The organism is Streptomyces sp. NPDC058964 (assembly GCF_042741275.1).
In the GTDB taxonomy this organism is placed as follows: domain Bacteria; phylum Actinomycetota; class Actinomycetes; order Streptomycetales; family Streptomycetaceae; genus Streptomyces.
The window spans coordinates 1-1,804 of the sequence record NZ_JBHYKH010000910.1 but is presented as its reverse complement, the minus strand read 5'-3'; the positions used below and the strand labels follow the sequence as shown (position 1 = coordinate 1,804).

1 protein-coding gene is annotated in these 1,804 nt (G+C 70.0%); it reads right to left on the bottom strand.

Annotated elements, in window-relative coordinates; translation table 11 throughout:
• Window positions 1–125 precede the first annotated feature (125 nt).
• Window positions 126–1,622, bottom strand: a complete 1,497-nt coding sequence (locus ACFW2E_RS46300; RefSeq protein WP_384478036.1) for an oligopeptide:H+ symporter — start codon at window positions 1,620–1,622, stop codon at window positions 126–128.
• Between the last annotated feature and the right edge of the window lie 182 nt (window positions 1,623–1,804).

Below are 1,804 nucleotides of genomic sequence, written 5' to 3'. Positions count from 1 at the left end.
CTTTGGGGGGGGGGGGGGGTGGTATCAGGGCCGGGGGGGCGGGGGGCCCCGCTGTACGCGCGGGGGGCCCCGCCCACCCCCCGGGGGGGCGGCGGCCCTCCGTCGATCAGCCGACCGGGCGGACGTCAGTGGACGTCGCCCATGAGCTCCTTGACCTTCTTGCGGTACATCCACACCGCGACACCGGCGAGCACGGCGAGGACGGCCTGCAGGGCCACGATGCCCGTCTTGTTCAGGTCGACACCGGCGATGGAGAGCAGACCGGTGGTGGCGTCACCGGCGGTGACGGCCAGGAACCAGACACCCATCATCTGGGAGGCGTACTTCGCGGGCGCCATCTTCGTGGTGACCGACAGGCCGACCGGGGAGAGCAGCAGCTCACCGATGGTCTGCACGAAGTAGATGCCGACCAGCCACATCGCGGCCGCCTTGTGACCGCCGTCGGCGATCGCCAGCGGGGCGAGGAACAGGAAGAAGGAGGCGCCGATCAGGACCAGACCGCCCGCGAACTTCACCGCGGTGCTCGGCTCCTTGCCCCGGCGGGCCAGCGCCAGCCACATCCACGCGAAGACCGGCGCGAACGCCATGATCATGACCGGGTTGACCGACTGGTACCAGGAGACCGGGAAGTCCCAGCCGAAGACGGTGTTCTTCGCCGAGGAGTCGGCGAACAGGGACACCGTCGAGCCACCCTGGTCGTAGATCATCCAGAACACGGCCGCGGCGACGAAGAACCAGATGTAGGCGCTCATCTTGCCCTGCTCCGCGCGGTCCAGGTCCTTGTCGCGCTTGATGCGCGCGATGACGACGACCGGGATGAGCAGACCCGCGATGGTGATCGGGACGAGCAGCCAGTTCAGCGTGTAGACGCCGGAGACACCGACGACGGCGTAGAAGACGGCGGCGACGCCCGCCCACAGGGCGGCCTTGGTCTGGGTGGCCTTCTTCTCGGCGTCCGACAGCGGCGTCGGGACGATGTCCGAGCGCGAGCTCAGGTGGCGGGTGCCGAGCAGGAACTGGGCCAGACCCAGCGCCATGCCGAGCGCGGCGAGCGCGAAGCCCAGGTGCCAGTTGTAGTTCTCACCGACGGTGCCGATGACCAGGGGAGCGGCGAAGGCGCCCAGGTTGATGCCGATGTAGAAGAGGGTGAAGCCACCGTCACGGCGCGGGTCGTCCGGGCCGTCGTAGAGGTGACCGACCATCGTGGAGATGTTGGCCTTCAGCAGACCGGAGCCGATCGCGACCAGGCCCAGGCCGGCGAAGAAGGTGCCGGAGCTGGGCAGCGCCAGCGTGAGGTGGCCGAGCATGATGATCGTGCCCGCGACCGCCACCGTCTTGCGGGGGCCGAGGACGCGGTCCGCGAACCAGCCGCCGGGCAGGGCGAGCAGGTAGACGAGCGACAGGTACACGGAGTAGATCGCGGTCGCCGTGGCCGCGTTCATGTGCAGCCCGCCCGGGGCCACCAGGTACAGCGGGAGCAGGGCCTTCATGCCGTAGTAGGAGAAACGCTCCCACATCTCGGTCATGAAGAGGGTGGCCAGTCCGCGGGGGTGGCCGAAGAAGGTCTTCTCGGAACCGGGGGTGCCCGGGCGGACCGAGTCCTTCGTCAGGCTGGACGCCATGGTCGTTCCTTGCTGGTCGGGGCGTGCTGTTGGTGGGGGTCTCCCCTTGCTCGAGCGACGCCGAGAGCTTGGGGGAGTTGCGCGCCCGTGGGGGAGTGCGGCCGGCACCGGCGGGTCGGACCGTCCACCCCCACGCCCAGGGGGAGTCCGTCCCGGGTCGCGGGGCGGCGGACGGCGACCAC